The sequence below is a fragment of the Paracoccus niistensis genome, from assembly GCF_042432925.1.
Lineage (GTDB): Bacteria > Pseudomonadota > Alphaproteobacteria > Rhodobacterales > Rhodobacteraceae > Paracoccus > Paracoccus niistensis.
In genome coordinates, this window is sequence record NZ_JBHLWE010000002.1 from 116,981 (window position 1) to 136,612 (window position 19,632).

A 19,632-nucleotide genomic window follows, 5' to 3' on the forward strand; every position below is an offset into this window, starting at 1 on the left:
ATCGGTGCCGCTGCCGCTTCTGGTTGCATGTGGCCTGCTCAGACCACCGGTCGGACGTCGCGCATGAACATGAAAAGACGGCCTGCACCCCGTGCAGACCGTCCCATGAGGCTCATCCGGGGCAAGGCTCAGCCTGCGGCGGCCGGCTCCTTCTTGGAATCGGCGTGGATCTGCAGGGGCCGGGCCGAGGGGTTGTCCACGGCCTCCTCGTTCACCACGATCTCGGTCACGCTGGTCAGGCCCGGCAGTTCGAACATGCTGTCGAGCAAGATGTCCTCCATGATGGACCGCAGGCCCCGGGCGCCGGTCTTGCGCTTGATCGCGCGGCGGGCGATGGCCTTCAGTGCATCCTCGGTAAAGGTCAGCTTGACGTCCTCGAGGTCGAACAGCCGCTGGTACTGCTTGACCAGCGCGTTCTTGGGCTTGGTCAGGATGGCGATCAGCGCGTCCTCGTCCAGGTCGGTCAGCGTGGCGATCACCGGCAGGCGGCCGACGAATTCGGGGATCAGGCCGAACTTCAGCAGATCCTCGGGTTCCAGGTCCTTGAAGACCTCGCCTACGCCGCGGTCGTCGTTTTCCTTGACCGAAGCGCCAAAGCCCATCGCCGTGCCCTTGTTGCGCTGGGCGATGATCCGGTCCAGCCCCGCAAAGGCGCCGCCGCAGATGAACAGGATGTTGGTCGTGTCCACCTGCAGGAATTCCTGCTGCGGATGCTTGCGCCCGCCCTGCGGCGGAACGCTGGCGACGGTGCCTTCCATGATCTTCAGCAGCGCCTGCTGGACGCCCTCGCCCGACACGTCGCGGGTGATCGAGGGGTTGTCGGACTTGCGCGTGATCTTGTCGACCTCGTCGATGTAGACGATGCCGCGCTGGGCGCGCTCCACGTTGTATTCCGACGCCTGCAGCAGCTTGAGGATGATGTTCTCGACATCCTCGCCAACATAGCCGGCCTCGGTCAGCGTCGTGGCATCCGCCATGGTGAAGGGCACGTCCAGGATGCGCGCCAGCGTCTGCGCCAGCAGGGTCTTGCCGCAGCCGGTCGGGCCAATCAGCAGGATGTTCGACTTCGCCAGTTCGATGTCGGACTTCGAGCTGTGGTTCAGCCGCTTGTAGTGGTTGTGGACCGCGACCGACAGCACGCGCTTGGCGTGTTCCTGACCGATCACGTAGTCGTCCAGCACCGCCATGATCTCGCGCGGCGAGGGAACGCCGTCGCCTGTCTTGAGGCCGGCGCTTTTCGTTTCCTCGCGGATGATGTCCATGCACAGCTCGACGCATTCATCGCAGATGAACACGGTCGGACCCGCAATCAGCTTGCGGACCTCGTGCTGGCTCTTCCCGCAGAAGCTGCAGTAGAGCGTGTTCTTGCTGTCGCCGCCGGGCTGGTTCGCCATCGTCGTCATCCTTGCCTTTCAGGGACCGCGCGGTCGAAACGGACCCCGCACGGTTCGGCCTGCGCCGGACAGGCGCCTTTTGTTCTGTCCGCCCATGTTAGATAGGGCGGTCGTCGGTCACAATCCCGCTTTCCTCACAAAAAAAGCGAGATGCGGCGGTCAGCCCTCGGGGACGGCCTTGCCGCGCGCCTCGAGGATCTCGTCGATGAGTCCCCAGTTCTTCGCCTCGTCCGGCGACATGAAGCGGTCGCGTTCCAGCGCCTGCTCCACCTCGTCCAGCGTCCGGCCGGTGTGCTTGACATAGATCTCGTTCAGGCGGCGCTTCAGCTTTTCGGTTTCCTGCGCGTGGATCAGGATGTCCGAGGCCGTGCCCTGGAACCCGCCCGAGGGCTGGTGAACCATGATCCGGCTGTTCGGCAGCGAGTAGCGCGCGCCCTTTTCCCCCGCTGCCAGCAGCAGCGAGCCCATCGAGGCCGCCTGGCCGATCACAAGGGTCGAGATGCGCGGGCGGATGTACTGCATGGTGTCGTAGATCGACAGGCCCGAGGTCACGATGCCACCGGGGCTGTTGATGTACATGCTGATGTCCTTGGACGGGTTCTCCGCCTCGAGGAACAGAAGCTGGGCGCAGACCAGCGTGGCCATCCCGTCATGCACCGGCCCTGACAGGAAGATGATCCGCTCCTTCAGCAGCCGCGAGAAGATGTCATAGGCCCGTTCGCCCCGGCTGGTCTGTTCGACGACCATGGGGACAAGCGTGTTCATGTAGTATTCTGCCGGATCCTGCATCTCGCCCCGTCACTTGCTGATTTCGATTCGCCGCCGACCATCCCCGATCGAACCCGTCATAGGGGCGAAAACTTGACAGAGTCTTAGTTACGGGCGAGGTCCACCGCAAGGGATGGGTCGAATGCGAAAGAGTTGCCGATGCTGTTGATGGTGGGACTGGGCAACCCCGGTGCGAAATACGCCGGCAACCGGCACAACATCGGTTTCATGGCCCTGGACCGGATCGCGGCCGACCACGGCTTCTCGCCGTGGAAATCGCGTTTCCAAGGGTTGGTGGCCGAAGGGCGGCTGGGAGACCTGCGAGTGACGGCGCTGAAGCCGCAGACCTTCATGAACCTGTCAGGCCAGTCGGTGGGCGAGGCGATGCGCTATCTCAAGCTCACGCCCGCCGAGGTCGTGGTGCTGCATGACGAACTCGACCTTGCGCCCGGCACCTGCCGGCTGAAGACCGGGGGCGGGCACGCGGGCCACAACGGGCTGCGGTCCATCCACCAGCATATCGGCGAGGATTACCGGCGCCTTCGGATCGGGATCGGCCATCCCGGCCACAAGGATCGCGTCAGCGGCTATGTCCTGTCCGACTTCGCCAAGGCTGAGGAGGGCATGGTGGACGACCTGCTGCGCGGCGTCTCGGATGGAGCCGCGGCGCTGGCGCGGGGTGACGGCGCTGCCTTCGGCACGGCGCTGGCAGCCCGGGTGGCGCCCGCACCCAAGAAACCGCGCGTCTCCGAGAAGCCTCCTGCGGCCGAGAAAACCTCCGAGCCCGAGCCGCTCAGCATGACCGACCGCCTCCGCGCGCTGGGCGACCGTTTTCGCTAGCCGGTTCTTCTTCGTTCAAATATCCCGGGGTCCGGGGCAGAGCCCCGGTCTTGAGGAAGGAGCCCGCCATGGAACCCTCTTTGAACGTTCTGGGAGAGCCGCTTCAGCCCTGCTCGACGCGACCGCTGACGGGCTTCTACCGCAACGGCTGCTGCGACACGGGGCCCGAGGACCGGGGCAGCCACACGGTCTGCGTGATCGCCACCGAGGAATTCCTGGCCTTCTCGAAATACCTGGGCAACGACCTGTCCACGCCGCGTCCCGAATACGGCTTTGCAGGGCTGAAGGCGGGCGACCGCTGGTGCATCTGCGCGGGCCGCTTCCTTCAGGCCGCGCAGGAATTCGCGGCCCCGCAGGTGGTCCTCGCATCGACCCACCTGCGGGCGACCGAGATCGTGCCGCTGGAACTGCTGCACGCCCATGCGGTGGATGCGGCGAAATAAGGCGGCAGGGGCCCGCAGCGGATCGGCGGCTCGGTCCGGTGCAGGGTCCGTTTGGGCCAGTCCTTGGTGCAGGAAGTGGGCCCCGCAGCCGTAAGGATTTCCCGGCCAGGACCGACACATCGGCCCTTGAGATGCTGCCCGTCACGGGCCCGTTGGAACCTGCCGTCAAAGGTCTGGCGCGGCTGGTCCTGCCGCTGCCCTGCCGCGCGCCGGCTCTGAACGTGCTGCTGACGCGCTGAGGCTTATGCCTCGACCTGCACACCCAGATGGCGGGCGACGGTGAAGATGTCCTTGTCGCCGCGGCCGCTGAGATTCATCACGATCAGGTGCTCGGGCGGCAGTTCGGGCGCGATCTTGGCGATATGGGCCAGCGCATGGCTGGGCTCGAGCGCCGGGATGATCCCTTCCGTCTCGCAGCAGAGGGTGAAGGCCGCCAGCGCCTCGTCATCCGTCACGCTGACATATTCGGCGCGGCCGATGTCGCGCAGCCAGGCGTGTTCCGGCCCGATGCCGGGATAGTCCAGACCCGCGCTGATCGAATGGCCTTCGAGGATCTGCCCCTCGTCGTCCTGCAGCAGGTAGGTGCGGTTGCCGTGCAGGACGCCCGGACGGCCCCCCGTCAGCGAGGCGCAATGCTGCATCGTCTCGTCCACGCCCTTGCCGCCGGCTTCAACCCCGATGATCCGCACCGAGCGGTCGTCGAGGAAGGGATGGAAGATGCCCATGGCATTGGACCCGCCGCCGATGGCCGCGATGACGGTGTCGGGCAGGCGCCCCTCGCGTTCGAGGATCTGAGCCTTCGTTTCCTCGCCGATGATGCGTTGGAAGTCGCGGACCATGGCCGGATAGGGATGCGGCCCCGCAACCGTGCCGATGCAGTAGAATGTGTCGCGCACGTTCGTCACCCAGTCGCGCAGGGCGTCGTTCATCGCGTCCTTCAGCGTGCCCCGGCCCGACTGGACGGCCACGACCTCGGCCCCCAGCAGCTTCATGCGGAAGACGTTGGGCTGCTGGCGGCGCACGTCCTCGGCGCCCATGTAGACCACGCATTTCAGTCCGAAGCGGGCGCAGACGGTCGCGGTCGCCACGCCATGCTGGCCCGCGCCGGTTTCGGCGATGATCCGCGTCTTGCCCATGCGGCGCGCCAGAAGGATCTGGCCCAGCACGTTGTTGATCTTGTGGCTGCCCGTGTGGTTCAGCTCTTCGCGCTTCATGTAGATGGTGGCGCCGCCTAGGCGTTCCGTCAGCCGCTCGGCCTTATACAGCGGCGAGGGGCGGCCGACGTAATGTGTCCAGAGCTCGTCCATCTCGGCCTTGAAAGCGGGGTCGGTCTTGGCCTTCTCGTATTCCGCCTGAAGGTCGAGGATCAGCGGCATCAGCGTCTCGCTGACGAAGCGGCCGCCGAAGATGCCGAAGCGGCCCTGTTCGTCCGGCCCGGTCATGAAGCTGTTGATGAGGTCTTCGGCCATGATGGTCCCCCGCGGTCAGATGGGCTTCTTAAAGCCGATATGCGATCCGGTAAAGCCGAGCCCCTCGTAGAAGCGCAGGGCCTCGGTCCTTGTGGCGTTGCTGGTCAGCTGGATCAGCGTGCAGCCCGCCGCGCGCGCCCGCGCCTCGGCGTCTGCCACCAGGAGGGCGCCAAGTCCCTGGCCGCGCAGGTCGGACGCGACGCGCACGCCCTCGATCTCGGCCCGGCGGCTGGCGGACAGGGACAGGCCCGACATGATGACCAGTTGATAGCAGGCGACGACACGGCCTTCCTGCTCGGCGACGATCAGGTGATTGTGACCCTCGGCCTGCATGGCGTCGAAGGCGGCAAGATAGACGCTAAGGCCCGCGCCCTCGCGCGTGCGGCCCAGCACGTCGTCAGACAGAAGGTCCACGACCGCCGGGACATCCTCGCGGGTCGCCTCGCGGAAGACGGGTGGGGCGGTCATCCCTGCGCGGCGGTCACGAAGCCGCGGATCAGGGCGGGGTCCTTCTGTCCCGGCGCGGCCTCGACCCCCGATGAGACGTCCACCATCGGCGCGCCGGTCAGCCGCACGGCCTCGGCCACGTTGACAGGCGTGAGCCCCCCGGCCAGCATCCAGGGCTTGAGCATCCGCCGTCCCGCAAGCAACCGCCAGTCGAAGGACAGCCCGTTGCCGCCGGGCAGCGCCGCGTCCGGCGGGGCCTTGGCGTCCACCAGCAGCAGGTCCGCGACAAGTCCGTAGTCCCACAGCGCGTCCAGGTCCGAAGGCATGGAAATACCAACAGCCTTCATCACAGGAAGACCGGTGCGCGCCTTGACCTCGGCCACGCGTGCGGGCGTTTCGCTGCCGTGAAGCTGGATGATGTCCAGAGGCACCCGGTCCAGCACCGCGTCCAGCGTCGCGTCGTCGGGGTTCACGAACAGCCCGACGCGGGCCACTCCCGACGGCGCTTCGGTGGCCAGAGCGGCGGCGTCCTCGACCGAGAGATTGCGGGGCGATTTGGGGAAGAAGACGAAGCCTGCATACCGCGCACCCGCTTCGGCCACGGCGGAAAGGTCCTCCGGGCGCGTGATGCCGCAGATCTTGACCTGGGCCATCACTCAGCGGCGCGCGGGCAGCGCGGAAGGCGTGGCGGGCAGGGGGGTGTTGGCCGGAACCGTGGCGGCAGGGACCCCTGCCGGGGCAGGCGCGGGCTTGGGGGCGTCGAGGATCGCCAGCACCTCGTCGCGCGGCGCATGATGCGTCACGCGCAGGCCGCGCACCTCGCGTTCCAGCAACTGCAGCTCATGCGCACGCCGGGCGGACTCCTGACGTACGGTGGTCTCGCGCACCCATTCCCAGACCAGCCCCAGGATCATGCCCACGAGCAGCGCCAGGATGATGACCAGGAACAGCGGCATCTGCACCTGCCAGTCGCCGCCCATGTAGCGGTCCAGCCGCCCCGGAAACAGGCCGACCGTGACCAGCTGCCGGTTGGCCAGTGCCACCCCGACCAGGATGATGGCCAGCAGCGCGACAAGCAGCATCCGGACATAGCGCATCGGAACGACCTTTTCCTGCAGACCCGCACAGGGTCGATTGAGCGGCCTCAATCTCACTCATCGCGGCGTCGGGTGCAACCGCCTCGCGCGACCGGACGCGTCACTCGTCGGACCGGTCCAGCCCGTTCAGGCGGTCACGCAGCAGCTTGCCCGTCTTGAAGAAAGGAACGTGCTTTTCATCCACCTGCACGGTTTCCCCCGTGCGGGGATTGCGGCCCTGGCGGGACTGGCGCTGCTTGACCGAAAAGGCGCCGAAGCCTCGCAACTCGACCCGCTCGCCTCGCGACATGGCCGAGATGATCTCGTCAAAGACGGTGGCGACGATCCGTTCGACATCGCGCTGGAAGAGGTGGGGATTTTCCTCGGCGATCTTCTGGATCAATTCGGAACGGATCATGGTCGCCCTGTTCTAGCTATGGCTTGGTCCGCGCGCGGCAATGGCATGGGTTCCCAACGCGACCGAACTGATAAGGTTGCAGGTTTTCTGCTGCAATTCCAGCCCTTACCGCATGAGAAAGGCCGCCCCCCGAAGGGGACGGCCCAGGGATGCCGACAGAGGGGGTCCTCAGCCGCGGCGGTTCAGCGCCGCGCCCAGGATGTCGCCCAGCGAGGCGCCCGAATCGGACGAGCCGTACTGGTCGATCGCTTCCTTTTCCTCGGCGATCTCGCGGGCCTTGATCGACAGGCCAAGACGGCGGGTCTTGGTGTCGATGTTGGTCACGCGGACATCGACCTTGTCGCCGACCGAGAAACGCTCGGGGCGCTGGTCCTGACGGTCGCGTGCCAGGTCCGAGCGGCGGATGAACGACTTGACGCCGTTGTATTCCACCTCGATCCCGCCATCCTCGATCGCGGTGACTTCCGCGGTGACGACATCGCCCCGCTTCACGCCGTCAACGGCCTCGGACATGGTGTCGTTTTCCATGGCCTTGATCGACAGGCTGATGCGTTCCTTGTCGATGTCGACTTCCTGCACGACCGCGCGGACGACGTCGCCCTTGCGGTAGTTCTGGATCGCATCTTCGCCACGCTGGTCCCACGACAGGTCGGACAGGTGGACCATGCCGTCGATGTCGCCTTCCAGGCCCACGAACAGACCGAACTCGGTGATGTTCTTGACCTCGCCCTCGATCGGGGTGCCGGCCGGGTGGGTTTCGGCGAAGACTTCCCACGGGTTGCGCTGGGTCTGCTTGAGGCCCAGGCTGACGCGGCGCTTCTGCTCGTCGATCTCCAGCACCATGACGTCCACTTCCTGCGAGGTGGAGACGATCTTCCCGGGATGGACGTTCTTCTTGGTCCAGGACATTTCCGACACGTGGACCAGACCCTCGACGCCGGCTTCCAGTTCCACGAAGGCGCCGTAGTCGGTGATGTTGGTCACGCGGCCCTTGTGGACCGAGCCGATCGGGAACTTGTCGGCCACCGTGTCCCACGGATCGGACTGGAGCTGCTTCATGCCCAGGCTGATGCGGTGGGTTTCCTTGTTGATCTTGACGACCTGGACCTTGACGGTCTCGCCGATCGACAGGATCTCGGACGGGTGGTTCACGCGGCGCCACGCCATGTCGGTGACATGCAGCAGGCCGTCAACGCCGCCCAGATCGACGAAGGCGCCGTATTCAGTGATGTTCTTGACGACGCCGTCAACGACCTGACCTTCGTGCAGGTTCGAGATGACTTCGGCGCGCTGTTCGGCGCGGCTTTCTTCCAGGATGGCGCGGCGCGACACGACGATGTTGCCGCGGCGGCGATCCATTTTCAGGATCTGGAAGGGCTGCTTCAGACCCATCAGCGGGCCGGCGTCGCGCACGGGGCGCACATCGACCTGCGAACCGGGCAGGAAGGCCACGGCGCCGCCCAGATCGACGGTGAAGCCACCCTTGACGCGGCCGAAGATGGCGCCTTCGACGCGCTCTTCCTTGGCGTAGGCCTGCTCCAGACGGTCCCAAGCTTCCTCGCGGCGAGCCTTTTCACGGCTGATCGAGGCTTCGCCGCGGGCGTTTTCCACGCGGTCCAGATAGACCTCGACCTCGTCGCCGACCGACAGGTTGGCTTCTTCGCCCGGATTGGCGAATTCCTTCAGATCGACGCGGCCTTCCATCTTGTAGCCGACGTCGATGATGGCCTGCCCCGCCTCGATGGCGATGACGCGGCCCTTGACGACCGAACCTTCGTCCGGGGTGTCAATCTCGAAGCTTTCGTTGAGGAGGGCTTCGAATTCCTCCATGGATGTTTGTTTCGCCATGCGGCAGGTGTGTCCTTTGGTCGGGTTGCTGGCCATGCGGTTGGCTCCGCCGGTCTGCCTTGCGTAACGCGAAAGGGTCGCAGCATAAGGCCCGACCCATTCCAAAGCGGCCTGTTCTGGCCATGTCGTTCACAAGACTTGGGCGCGCCTATAGCGCAAATTCCCGCATCTGGCAAGGGTTCAGCCCCGCAGCCGCGCCGAGATCCGGGCCGTGGCGGCGTTGCTTTCGGGCGCGTCGAAGATCGGGTAGACATGCAGCCCGCCGGGGCAGAGCGTCAGGTCCACCTGCACCCCTGCCGCGCGCATCCGGTCCGCCAGCGCTTCGACCTGCGGGCGCAGCATGTCGCGCGTGCCCTGGTAGATGTCGGTGGGCGGCAGGCCCGCCATCTCGCCATTCATCGGGCTGAGGCGCGGGTCACGCGGGTCCGCGCCATCGGCCCAGACCTCGCCTGCCAGCAGCGCGCCCGCACGGGCCAGCATGGGGTCGTCCTGCCGGCGCTCGTCCACGGCGGGGTCGCTGCAGGTGATGTCGGACCAGGGTGCGAGCAGGACCAGCTTTCCCGGCAGCATCTCTCCCTTGTCGCGCAGGTGCATGGCGAAGGCCAGCGCCAGTCCGCCCCCGGCGGAATCGCCCATCAGCGTGACGGGGCGGCCAGGATGGCGAAGGGCGATCTCGGCCCACAGGGCGTCCAGCAATGCGAATGCGTGGCGGACGTCGTATTGCGGCGCGAGCCCGTAAAGCGGCACCTCGATCACCGCGCTGCCTCGGGCCAGCGTGGTCAGAAACTGCCAGTGAGGCGGGGCGATGCCGCAGACATAGGCCCCGCCATGCAGATAAAGGACCAGCGGCGCGTCCTGCGCCACGTTCTTGGGTGAAAGCGTCCAGACGGGGCGGCCCTGAAGCTTGCGCCGGACCGTGTCCAGCTCCCGCCGCGTCCTTCGGGGCAGGGGGAAGTCGCGGGACAGAAGCCCCGTCGCCATGAGTGCCCGGATCACGCGAGGGCGGCGGGCGAAGGGCTGGATGGTGAGCCGGGCCATCTGGCCCAGCCGCCGCATCTTGCGCGACCCGGCGGCGGTCATCGGATGAGGGCCTTGGTGAAACGCGTCATCAGCTGCTCCTTTCACCTGTCCGGTGCCGGGACCTCCGCGCCTGGACAAAGATCGCCAGCGCCACAAGCATCATGGCGGCGGCGGCCAGGAACGGCATCCCCGGCGCATAGACCAGCGTATTCTCACGCGTGAAAAACGCAAAGATCGCGGTCATGATCAGCGGCGACACGCCCATGGCGATGGCCGCAACCGAGGAGAGGACGCCCTGCAACTCTCCCTGCTGGTCGTCGCGGGCGAGGTTCGACATGATCTGCTGAAGCGCGGGCCCGCCCAGCCCGGCGATGGCGGCCAGTGGCGTCAGGGCCAGGGCCCACAGCGGGCTGGTGACGAAGCCGTAGAAGACAAAGGCCGCGATCTCGAGCACGAAGCCCAGGACCACCGTGCGGCCCGGCCCGAAACGCCGGATCGCGGGGCCGACCAGCACCCCCTGCACGAAGGCGATGGCGATGCCGAAGGCTGCCAGCGACAGGCCGATATGCAGCGGGTCCCAGCCGAAGCGGGCCTTGCCGAAGAAGCTCCAGACCGCCGGATAGACATAGCCCGCAAGGTTGAACAGCGCGAAGACCGCCAGAAGCGGCGCGATCCCCGGCAGCTTGCCCACGGCCGAGAACGAGGAAAGCGGGTTGGCCCGCCGCCAGCTGAAGGGACGGCGGATCGACCGCGTGACGGTTTCCGGCAGCACGAAATAGCCGAAAACCATGTTGGCGAAGGCAAGCCCGCCCGCGATCCAGAAGGGTGCCCTCAGGTCGATGGTCGATGCCAGGCTGCCCAGCACCGGCCCCAGCACGAAGCCTACGCCAAAGGCCGCGCCGATCAGGCCGAAGTTGCGGCCCTTTTCCTCGGGCGTCGAGATGTCGGCCATGTAGGCGGCGGCCGTCGCGTGGGTCGCGGCCATGATGCCGCCGATGATGCGGCCGATCAGGATCAGCGTGACGGTATGGGCGACCGCCAGCAGCACATAGTCCAGCGTCATCACGAACAGCGCCGTCAGCATGACCGGGCGGCGGCCATAGGCATCCGACAGGTTGCCGACGACGGGACCGAACAGGAACTGCATCGCCGCGTAGGCCGTGCCCAGAATGCCGCCCCAGACGGCGGCGCCCGACAGGTTCTGGCCGGTCAGTTCCTCGAGCAGGTCGGGCATGACGGGAAAGATCAGCCCCATGCCGGTCGCGTCGATCAGCACCGTCAGCAGCACGAAGATGCGCGCCGCCCGTCCGGCCTTGCGGCGGAAGGCCGCGCGGCGCCGGTCTGCGCGTGTTCTGACGGAAATCTGGGACATCTGGCACTCGCAGGGACGCTGGCGCCTCTCTGCCATGAACGGTGTGCGAGCGGAAGCGGCCCCACCCTCAGGGTTGCAGGCGGCTTTCTGCCGGGCGCACAAGCTCGGACAAGGCGGCGGCGAGGTCGGCGCGCAGGCTGCGCCGCTCCTCGGGGCTGAGAAAGGCGCCAAGCTCGATCTCGCGCCGGCCGTCGGAAAGGGTCAGGTAATCCTCGACCGGCCCGTCGCGCCGCAGCGTCAGCCGCACCCAGTAGGGATTGCCCTGCCAGCGGCGGGCCGGGCGGCCCGGGTCGTGGCGGGTGACCGACATCTCGGCCGGGCTCAGCGCGACTTCCTCGAACGCGCCGCCGCCCTTCCAGCCGCGCTGGACCGCCCACCACAGCCCCGCCAGCGCCGCCAGGGCAAAGGGCAGCAGCCCCCACATGACGGCCGAGCCGATGACCGCCAGCAGGGGCAGCGCCAGCGTCGCCGCCGAAATCCCGATCACCCAGGCAAATCCCTCGGGTGTCAGCGAGCGGTGGCGCCAGATCAGCAGGCGGCGGGTGCCGTCGGGGTCGTCGGGCTGCCAGGCATAGGGCATGGGATCCGCATCCAGGGTCTTCCACGGAAAACGGCCCCGGATCGCTCCGGGGCCGCAGGATTCAGGTTGAAGGGATCAGTGCCCGCGGGCGTGGTCCCAGTCCTCGCGCTTGGGAAGCTGCTCGAAGGTATGCTCGGGCGGCGGCGAGGGCAGGGTCCATTCCAGCGTGTCGGCGAACTCGTTCCAGTAGTTGTTCTCGGTCACGCGCTGGCCGGCGAACAGCGTGTAGAACACCACGCCGATGAACCACAGGAACGAGGCGAAGGCGAGATAGGCGCCGAGCGACGAGATGTTGTTCCAGTAGGCGAAGGCATCCGGATAGTCGATGTAGCGGCGCGGCATCCCCTGCTGGCCCAGGAAGTGCTGGGGGAAGAAGATCAGGTTCGAGCCGATGAACATGGCGAAGAAGTGGACCTTGCCCGCCCATTCCGGGTACTGGCGCCCGCTCATCTTGCCGATCCAGTAGTAGACGCCGGCGAAGATGGCGAAGACGGCGCCCAGCGACATCACGTAGTGGAAGTGCGCCACGACATAGTAGGTGTCGTGATACACGCGGTCCAGCGGAGCCTGGGACAGCACGACGCCGGTGACGCCGCCCACGGTGAACAGGAACAGGAAGCCGAAGGCCCAGAGCATGGGCGTCTTGAACTCGATCGAGCCGCCCCACATCGTGGCGATCCACGAGAAGACCTTGATGCCGGTCGGCACCGCGATCGTCATGGTCGCCAGCATGAAATAGGCCTGCTGGGTCAGTGACATCCCGACGGTGTACATGTGGTGGGCCCAGACGACGAAGCCCAGGATGGCGATCGCGGCCATGGCCAGAACCATCGGCAGGTAGCCGAAGATGGGCTTGCGCGAGAAGGTCGAGATCACGTGGCTGATGATGCCGAAGCCCGGCACGATGATGATGTAGACCTCGGGGTGGCCGAAGAACCACAGGATGTGCTGGTACAGCACCGGGTCGCCGCCGCCGGCCGGGTTGAAGAAGTTGGTGCCGAAGTTGCGGTCCATCAGCAGCATGGTGATGGCGCCGGCCAGCACCGGCAGGGCCAGCAGGATCATCCAGGCGGTGATGAAGACGGACCAGGCGAACAGCGGCACCTTGAACATCGTCATGCCGGGGGCGCGCATGTTCAGGAAGGTGGTGATGATGTTGATCGCGCCCAGGATCGACGAGACGCCCGACAGGTGGACGGCGAAGATCGCCAGGTCCATCGAATAGCCGCCCTCGGTGGTGGACAGCGGCGGATACAGCACCCAGCCCACGCCCGAGCCGAGCTGGTCGTTGCCGCCCGGCGACAGTAGCGAGGCGACGCCCATCGACACGCCGGCGACGAACAGCCAGTAGGACAGGTTGTTCAGCCGCGGGAAGGCCATGTCCGGCGCACCGATGTGCAGCGGCATGAAGTAGTTGCCAAAGCCACCGAACAGCGCCGGAATGACGACGAAGAACATCATCAGGACGCCGTGGTAGGTGATCATCACGTTCCACAGGTGGCCGTTCGGGGTGCAGACCTCGTCCGCGCCGGCCGCAAGGAAGCGCGCGCCTTCAAGGCACATGTACTGCACGCCGGGATGCTGCAGCTCCATCCGCATGTAGACGGTGAAGCTGACCGAGATCAGCCCCACCAGGCCTGCGGTGAAGAGGTAAAGGACACCGATGTCCTTGTGGTTGGTGGACATGAACCAGCGGGTAAAGAACCCGCGGGTGTCATGCTGCGCACCTTGGCCGTGAACGGCGGCATCTGCCATGCGAAGCTCTCCTCAGAATCGTGCCGTCGCGGCGGCTGGCCGGGCGGACTGGCTGAGGCTCGTTCTAGAACAGGAATCCCCTTGCGGCAATGCGTCGCGCGGGGGGCGGTGCGACAAAAAATCCCCCGCCCGCGGGCGCGGACGGGGGTGGATTCAGGTGCCGTTCCCCTTGCGGGAAGGCAGGTGCGTCAGTTCGTGGCCGCAGGCGCCGCCGCTGCCGCATCGCCCCCGGCTGCAGGCGCTGCTGGGGCCGCCGCATCGCCGCCAGCAGCCGCGCCGGCATCCGGCGAGTGCTGCGCCAGGAAGGCGACCACGTCGGCCTGGTTCTTGGCCAGCTTGAAGGTCATCTTCGACTTCGCGGCGGTGTCGCCGGTGTGTTCCTTCACGTAAGCGGTCGGGTCGGTGATGTACTCGACCAGGTGGGCCGTGTCCCAGACCTGGTCGGGGTTCTTCTCGGCCAGCTCGATCAGACCCTCGCCGTACTTATAGCCCTCCTCGGCGGCATAGGGGCGGCCGACCACGCCATACAGGTTGGGGCCGGTCTTGCCGCCCTTCACGATGTCCGTGCCGTCCGGCGCCTGGATCATGTGGCAGGCCTTGCATTTCTTGAACTCCGCCTCGCCCTTGGCCGGGTCGCCGGCCGCATCCTGGGCCAGGGCGGGCATGGCAAGGGCGAAGGTCGCGAGAGTGGCAAACAGGCTGGTCTTCATCGGATCGTCCTTCCTCAACGGATCATTCGTGACGAGAGCGGTCTCTCTCGGGCACAGGGCATATCATCGCGCGCGCTTTCGCAAGAGAACAAAGGTCATAGACCTGCATTTGGTTCACCAAGAACCTTGCAAAAGCTGGTCATCAGCGCGTGATCCAGATCGGCCATCGTCACCGGCAGGCCGAGATCGACCAGGCTGGTGACGCCGTGGCCGCTGATCCCGCAGGGAACGATGCCGCCATAATGGGACAGGTCGGGTTCCACGTTGATCGAGATGCCGTGGAAGCTGACCCAGCGGCGCAGCTTGATGCCGATGGCGGCGATCTTGTCCTCGCGCATCGAACCGTCCGCCAGCGGGGCCTTGTCGGGCCGCGCGATCCAGACACCCACCCGGCCTTCACGGATCTCGCCGCGCAGCCCGAACTCGGCCAGGGCAGAGATCACCCATGCCTCCAGCGATTGGACAAAGGCGCGGATGTCACGGCCGCGGCGATTGAGGTCCAGCATGACATAGGCCACGCGCTGTCCGGGGCCGTGATAGGTGTATTGCCCGCCGCGCCCGGTGGGAAAGACGGGGAAGCGGCCGGGATCGGTCAGGTCCTCGGGGCGGGCCGAGGTGCCCGCCGTGTAAAGCGGCGGATGCTCGACAAGCCAGATTGCCTCAGGCGCTTCGCCCGCATGGATGGCGGCAACGCGCGCCTCCATCCATGCCACTGCCTCGGGATGGGGGATCAGGCCGGGGGTCAGCAGCCACTCGGGGCCGGCGTGCGGAAAGGGCAGTCGCTGCGTGTCAGAAGTGGGAAGCTCGGTCATGACGCGCCACAGATGACGCCAGCCATTCCGATAAGCAAGCGTGGTCTCCCCAGGCTGCGGCAGCCTTTTCTTCCTTGCCCGATATCCCGGTCTTCCGAGCGCCTGAAAACAGTCCGATGGACTGTCTTGGGCGAGGAAGGGGCGAAGCCTGATCGGGCAGCCCCCCGTCCGACGGTCAAGCGAAGGAAAGACTAGAGCTTCTCGCTCATCGGCTGCCGGATCTGCGCGCGGCGCCGGCGCACCTCGCGCAGATGCGACATGTGCGCGGCGTTGGGGCCGGGCGGGGGCAGGTCCAGGACGGCGCGGCGCAGTGCCTCGATGCCTTCCTCGGACTTTGCGGGCAGGCTTGCCGGGTCGATCGGCTTTCCAACGGTGATGCGGTAGGTGTGGCCCGCCTTGTTCAGCACCTCGTTGAACAGCGTCACGTCCCGCAGAGTCGGGTGGATCGCGTCCAGCAGGTAGAACAGGGCCGAGTTCCTCGCCCGGATGTGCAGCGGGATGACGGGTGCGCCGAACTTGCGCGCGATCATCACCGCGCTGGCCATCCAGGGCCGCTCGTGCAGCTTCAGCCCGTGCCGCTTGGCCAGCCGCCCCGAGGGGAAGATCAGCCCGATCCGCCCCTGGCCCAGCGCGGCGCGGGTGTAGTCCATCGTGTATTTCGTCTTGGCGTGGCTGCGCTTCTCCATCCGCCATTCAACCGGGGCGATCAGCTCCTCGGTCTGGGGCAGGACGCGGATCATGTCGTGGTTGGCGTAGATGAACAGGTCGTCGCGCACGGCCGAGACGACCGCGTGCAGAACGATCCCGTCGGCGATCCCGGTCGGGTGGTTCGCCACGATCAGCGCGGGGCCGGTCGCGGGGATGTTTTCCAGGCCGTCCACCCGCAGGTCGCGCACGATCAGCGCCGAGATGCGGCGCATGATCTCCTCGGTCGGCAGGTCGCGGAACTCGGCCGCAAGATCGATGGAACGGGGATAGCGCAAGAGCCGCATCATCAGCCGCTTGGCCAGCGTGTGATGCGGCTTGCCGGAATAAAGCCAGGGCGCCCGTTCGGCGATCAGCGGGTCCAGCCGTTCCTGCATCTCGACCCGGGCGGGCAGGCGGCCCGGATCAGGCGTGTTCGTGGGCGCGTGGCTCATGACGTGCACCTATCCCCTGAGACTTGACGCCCGCAAGCGCCATCAGGTTCCCGCGGCAAGAATGCGCCGCACCATTTCGCCGGTGTTGCCCGACAGCGACGGCAGGGCGGCCAGCCGTTCCAGCGCCTCCCGCGCCCTTGCCCGGCGATCCGCGTCATAGCGCGGCCAGGTCTCGAAGACCGTGGTCATGCGCGCCGCCGTCTGGGGGTTCACCGGGTCCAGCCGCATCAGCCAGTCCGCGACGAAATCATAGCCCGATCCGTCGCCTGCGTGAAAAGCCGCATGGTTCGCCGCAAGCCCGCCGATCAGCGAGCGGAAGCGGTTCGGGTTCTTCCAGTCGAAGTCGGGACGCTCTGCCAACTCCTTCGCCACGGGCACCGCGCGGGCAGGCGGGGCGGCCATGGGCTGGACGCTGAAGAACTTGTCCATCACCAGCCGGTTGTCGCCGAAGCGCGCCTCCATCTGGGCCAGGGCGGGGCCGGCGCGGTCCAACCGGACCAGCGCCGCCAGCGCGCCCATCTTCTCGGTCATGTTCGAAGCCGAGTCCCACAGGGCCTGCGCCCGCACGCCGCCGTCGAGCCGCGACAGCAGGCCCAGCGCCGCCAGCCGCAGCGAGCGGCGTCCCGCAGGCCCGGCCTCGGGCGAGTAGGGGCCGGGCACTTCCATCCGGTCGTAAAGGGTGGACAGGCCGCGCTCGTGCTCGGCCGCGAGCCCGGCCGCCAGCGCATCGCGTGCCTGGTGAATGGCGTCAGGATCGGGGGTCGCCCCGCGCGCGGCGATCTCGGCCGCGATCTCGTCCTCGCCGGGCAGGCGCAGGACCAGTGCCACAAAGGCCGGATCGAGGCTTTCATCGTCCAGCGCGCCGCCCAGCGCATGGGTGAAGACCGGATCGACGCTGCCGCCCCGCGCCATCGCGACCAGCGAGTCCATCGCCAGGTCGTGCCCCGCCTGCCAGCGGGCGAAGGAATCCGTGTCATGCGCCAGCAGGATCGCCCGCTCAACCGTGGTCATCTTCCGGTCCACCGTCACGGGGGCGGAAAAACCGCGCAGCAGCGACACCACGGGGCGTGAGCCCAGGCCCTCGAAGCCAAAGTCCTGCCGGGCTTCCGTCATCTCCAGCACACGGGTCGGCAGCACCTCGTCGCCATTCTGCGAGATCAGGCCGACCGCGATGGGGATCACGCGCGCCGGCTTGTCGGGCTGGCCCGGCGTGGGCGCGGTTGCCTGCGAAAAGCGCAGGGTCAGGCGGCCCGCCTCGTCATCCCAGTCCTCGGCCAGCGTCAGCTTCGGCGTGCCCGCGTCGGTGTACCAGCGCTTGAACTGCGCAAGATCGCGGCCGGTGGCGTCCTCGAAGACCTTAAGCCAGTCCTCGATGGTGCAGGCCTGCCCGTCGTGGCGGTCGAAATACAGGTCCAGCGACTTGCGGTAGCCGTCATCCCCCACCAGCCGCCTGAGCATCCCGATGACCTCGGCGCCCTTTTCGTAAACGGTGGCGGTGTAGAAGTTGTTGATCTCTTCATAACGGTCGGGCCGGGGCGGATGCGCCAGCGGTCCCGCGTCCTCGCGGAACTGGCGCCCGCGCAGCATCACCACATCCTCGATCCGCTTCACCGCGGCCGAGCGCACGTCCGACGTGAACTGCTGGTCGCGGAAGACCGTCAGCCCTTCCTTGAGGCACAGCTGGAACCAGTCGCGGCAGGTGATGCGGTTGCCGGTCCAGTTGTGGAAATACTCATGCGCGATCACCGCCTCGATCCGCTCGTAGTCGGCGTCGGTCGCGGTCTCGGGGGAGGCCAGCACCAGTTTCGAGTTGAAGATGTTCAACCCCTTGTTTTCCATGGCCCCCATGTTGAAGTCGTCCACGGCGACGATGTTGAACACGTCCAGGTCGTATTCGCGCCCGTAAGCCGTCTCGTCCCAGCGCATCGACTTCTTCAGCGCTTCCATCGCAAAGTCCGCGCGGTCCAGATCGGCCGGACGCACCCAGACGTTCAGCGCCACCTTGCGCCCCGACATGGTGGTGAAGCTGTCGCTGACGGCCTTCAGGTCGCCCGCGACCAGCGCGAAGAGATAGGCGGGCTTGGGCCAAGGGTCGTGCCATTCGGCCCAGCCCTCGCCCTGCGCCACGGGGTTGCCGTTCGACAGCAGCACCGGCAGGTTGGACCGGACCGTCACCCGGAAGGGCGCCATCACGTCGGGCCGGTCGGGATACCAGGTGATGTGACGGAAGCCCTCGGCCTCGCACTGGGTGCAGAAGATGCCGCCCGAGAGATACAGCCCCTCCAGTGCGGTGTTCGCCTCGGGGTCGATCTCGACCTGCGCGGCAAAGGTGAAGGGGCGGTCGGGCAGCGCGGCCTCGGCTATGGTCAGCGTCTCGCCCGTCATCGCCAGATGCGCGGCGTCTACGGGGGCGCCGTCGATGGTCACGGACCGCGTCCGCAGCCCCGTGCCGCCGTCCAGAACCAGGGAACCCGCGCCGGTCCGCTCGAACTCGATCCGCGACGAGACAACCGTGCCTTGTGGCGCCAATGTCACATCGAGACGGGTTTCCCGGACCCGGAACGGATAGGGGCTGTAATCGCGAAGAAAGCGGGTTTCCGCCATGATATCCCTCGTTCCAGAAAAAGTCCTGCACGCGCGGAACTTGTGTCAAAGCCGAGTGTTAAGCGCCTGATTACCGGGTCGCAAGCCAAGGCCTCAGTTGCGCGTGCAGAGGATTGAGGGCAAGGCGAACCCGCCAGATCATGCAGCTTCAAGGAGACCAGTCATGGCCAACTACGACCCGAACGATCCGCGCCGCACCGACGCCACCGATCCGCATCGCCCCGTCGATCCCAGCGGTCGCAACACCGTCGTGACCGAGACCTACGTCGAGCCGGTCGAGAAAAAGGCCTCGCCGCTGCCGCTGATCATCGGTATCCTGCTGGCCCTGGCGCTTGCCTGGTGGCTGCTGTCCAGCTTCATGGGCAATGACGAGGCGGTCGATACCGAAACCTCGACCACCACGACCACCGCTCCTGTTGCCGACACGGCGACCGGCACCACGACGACCGACACGGCGACCACGACCGCTCCGGCTGCGACGACGGGCACCGACACCGCGACGACCGACACCGCCACGACCGGCGCCGCGACCGACACCGCCACCACCGGCACGGCCACGACTGGCGCCGCGACCACCGGGGCGGATGCCGCTACCGCCGCGGGTGAAGCTGCCGAAGCCGCCGGCGAGGCTGCCCAGGACGCCGCCACTGCGACCGGCGCTGCGGCTGACGCTGCCGCCGACACGGCTGCCGAAGCTGCCAGCGACGCGGCCGATGCCGCCGCCTCGACCACGACGACGGTTCCTGTCACCACGCCTTCGACCAACTGATCTTCCTTCGACGGCCTTCCCGGCCGGAAAATGGAACCGCCGCGCCTTTGCGCGGCGGTTCTTTTTTTCTCGTCCGGACCCCTTCCGTTTGCCGACCTTGTCCTGCGCCTCACCCGCTTGTGAAAGATTGTTGCGCAATGATAATGCGGTTGCAGCACAAGACGAGAG

General features: G+C 66.9%; 19 protein-coding genes. 3 read left to right on the forward strand and 16 right to left on the reverse strand.

Features of this window, described 5'->3' with window-relative positions:
• Positions 1-128: 128 nt before the first annotated feature.
• Positions 129-1,394 (reverse strand): ATP-dependent Clp protease ATP-binding subunit ClpX, encoded by a 1,266-nt coding sequence (gene clpX / locus ACFFII_RS00660; protein ID WP_090755811.1) that lies wholly within the window; start codon positions 1,392-1,394, stop codon positions 129-131.
• 159 nt (positions 1,395-1,553) lie between these two features.
• Positions 1,554-2,183: an ATP-dependent Clp protease proteolytic subunit gene (locus ACFFII_RS00665; RefSeq protein ID WP_377696954.1), complete on the reverse strand. Its 630-nt coding sequence runs from the start codon at positions 2,181-2,183 to the stop codon at positions 1,554-1,556.
• 138 nt (positions 2,184-2,321) lie between these two features.
• Between ACFFII_RS00665 and pth the strand changes: the two genes are divergently transcribed.
• On the forward strand, positions 2,322-3,002 hold the full coding sequence (gene pth / locus ACFFII_RS00670; RefSeq protein WP_377696955.1) for an aminoacyl-tRNA hydrolase: 681 nt from the start codon (positions 2,322-2,324) through the stop codon (positions 3,000-3,002).
• Between the two features lie 68 nt (positions 3,003-3,070).
• Positions 3,071-3,445, forward strand: a complete 375-nt coding sequence (locus tag ACFFII_RS00675) for a DUF2237 family protein (RefSeq protein ID WP_377696956.1) — start codon at positions 3,071-3,073, stop codon at positions 3,443-3,445.
• Between the two features lie 242 nt (positions 3,446-3,687).
• On the opposite strand, the gene trpB is transcribed toward ACFFII_RS00675, so the two are convergent.
• From trpB to pepN, 14 genes are all read right to left on the reverse strand, one after another.
• Positions 3,688-4,914, reverse strand: a complete 1,227-nt coding sequence (gene trpB / locus ACFFII_RS00680) for a tryptophan synthase subunit beta (RefSeq protein ID WP_090755822.1) — start codon at positions 4,912-4,914, stop codon at positions 3,688-3,690.
• Positions 4,915-4,929: 15 nt separating this feature from the next.
• Positions 4,930-5,382, reverse strand: a complete 453-nt coding sequence (locus ACFFII_RS00685; protein ID WP_377696957.1) for a GNAT family N-acetyltransferase — start codon at positions 5,380-5,382, stop codon at positions 4,930-4,932.
• Entirely contained in the window at positions 5,379-6,014 is a 636-nt protein-coding gene (locus ACFFII_RS00690) for a phosphoribosylanthranilate isomerase (protein WP_377696958.1), read from the reverse strand. The genes ACFFII_RS00685 and ACFFII_RS00690 overlap by 4 nt, the downstream gene beginning before the upstream one ends.
• A gap of 3 nt (positions 6,015-6,017) precedes the next feature.
• The gene (locus ACFFII_RS00695) at positions 6,018-6,458 is read right to left on the reverse strand and encodes a LapA family protein (RefSeq protein WP_377696959.1); all 441 of its coding nucleotides are present in this window, start codon (positions 6,456-6,458) and stop codon (positions 6,018-6,020) included.
• A 100-nt stretch (positions 6,459-6,558) separates the two neighbouring features.
• Positions 6,559-6,855: an integration host factor subunit beta gene (gene ihfB, locus ACFFII_RS00700; RefSeq protein ID WP_377696960.1), complete on the reverse strand. Its 297-nt coding sequence runs from the start codon at positions 6,853-6,855 to the stop codon at positions 6,559-6,561.
• Between the two features lie 168 nt (positions 6,856-7,023).
• A complete protein-coding gene (rpsA, locus tag ACFFII_RS00705) occupies positions 7,024-8,739 on the reverse strand; it encodes a 30S ribosomal protein S1 (RefSeq protein ID WP_090756116.1) in 1,716 nt (571 codons plus the stop codon).
• Between the two features lie 144 nt (positions 8,740-8,883).
• Positions 8,884-9,783 (reverse strand): alpha/beta hydrolase fold domain-containing protein, encoded by a 900-nt coding sequence (locus ACFFII_RS00710; RefSeq protein WP_377696961.1) that lies wholly within the window; start codon positions 9,781-9,783, stop codon positions 8,884-8,886.
• Between the two features lie 28 nt (positions 9,784-9,811).
• Positions 9,812-11,095: a TCR/Tet family MFS transporter gene (locus tag ACFFII_RS00715; RefSeq protein WP_090755839.1), complete on the reverse strand. Its 1,284-nt coding sequence runs from the start codon at positions 11,093-11,095 to the stop codon at positions 9,812-9,814.
• Positions 11,096-11,162: 67 nt separating this feature from the next.
• Positions 11,163-11,675: a DUF2244 domain-containing protein gene (locus tag ACFFII_RS00720; RefSeq protein WP_377696963.1), complete on the reverse strand. Its 513-nt coding sequence runs from the start codon at positions 11,673-11,675 to the stop codon at positions 11,163-11,165.
• A 75-nt stretch (positions 11,676-11,750) separates the two neighbouring features.
• Entirely contained in the window at positions 11,751-13,430 is a 1,680-nt protein-coding gene (locus ACFFII_RS00725; RefSeq protein WP_377696964.1) for a cytochrome c oxidase subunit I, read from the reverse strand.
• Positions 13,431-13,618: 188 nt separating this feature from the next.
• Positions 13,619-14,140 (reverse strand): c-type cytochrome, encoded by a 522-nt coding sequence (locus ACFFII_RS00730; RefSeq protein WP_377696965.1) that lies wholly within the window; start codon positions 14,138-14,140, stop codon positions 13,619-13,621.
• Between the two features lie 95 nt (positions 14,141-14,235).
• Positions 14,236-14,952 carry a lipoyl(octanoyl) transferase LipB gene (lipB, locus tag ACFFII_RS00735; protein WP_377696966.1) on the reverse strand — a complete coding sequence of 239 codons (717 nt, stop codon included), beginning with the start codon at positions 14,950-14,952 and terminating at the stop codon, positions 14,236-14,238.
• Between the two features lie 191 nt (positions 14,953-15,143).
• Positions 15,144-16,091: a lysophospholipid acyltransferase family protein gene (locus tag ACFFII_RS00740; protein WP_377696967.1), complete on the reverse strand. Its 948-nt coding sequence runs from the start codon at positions 16,089-16,091 to the stop codon at positions 15,144-15,146.
• Between the two features lie 42 nt (positions 16,092-16,133).
• Positions 16,134-18,695: an aminopeptidase N gene (pepN, locus tag ACFFII_RS00745; protein WP_377696968.1), complete on the reverse strand. Its 2,562-nt coding sequence runs from the start codon at positions 18,693-18,695 to the stop codon at positions 16,134-16,136.
• Positions 18,696-18,858: 163 nt separating this feature from the next.
• Here pepN and ACFFII_RS00750 point away from each other — a divergent pair, with 163 nt between their 5' ends.
• A complete protein-coding gene (locus ACFFII_RS00750; protein WP_377696969.1) occupies positions 18,859-19,464 on the forward strand; it encodes a hypothetical protein in 606 nt (201 codons plus the stop codon).
• Positions 19,465-19,632: the final 168 nt, after the last annotated feature.